The organism is Mesorhizobium sp. M1E.F.Ca.ET.063.01.1.1 (assembly GCF_003998155.1).
GTDB lineage: Bacteria > Pseudomonadota > Alphaproteobacteria > Rhizobiales > Rhizobiaceae > Mesorhizobium.
Map to the genome: position 1 here is coordinate 1 of NZ_RZSC01001754.1, position 396 is coordinate 396.

A 396-nucleotide genomic window follows, 5' to 3' on the forward strand; every position below is an offset into this window, starting at 1 on the left:
CGGCTTGCGCGCCGGAACGCAAGGCGTCGGCGGTGGAAAAATTGGCCGCCGCCGACGCCTTGCGTTCCGGCGCGCAAGCCGCAAAGCGTGCGATGGACGAACTTGGAATCGCCGCATCGTCGCCCGATTTGCCGCGCGCGGAGGAGGCAGACTACAAGGTTGCGCCCGTGTTCAATGTACCCGGCAAGAAGCGCGCCTGGGTCGATTTCCAGAATGACGTGACGGTGAAGGACATCAAGCTCGCCCATGCCGAGAACATGCGGCCGGTAGAGCATCTGAAACGCTACACGACTCTGGGCATGGCGACGGACCAAGGCAAAACCGCAAATGTGACCGGTCTTGCCGTGATGGCGGAGCTGACCGGGAGAACGATCCCGGAAACTGGAACAACGATTT

Annotated in this window: 1 pseudogene; it reads left to right on the forward strand. The window is 61.9% G+C overall.

Annotated features, from left to right (window positions below):
- Positions 1 to 396, forward strand: a pseudogene (locus tag EOA29_RS40750) (sarcosine oxidase subunit alpha); the annotation flags it as partial.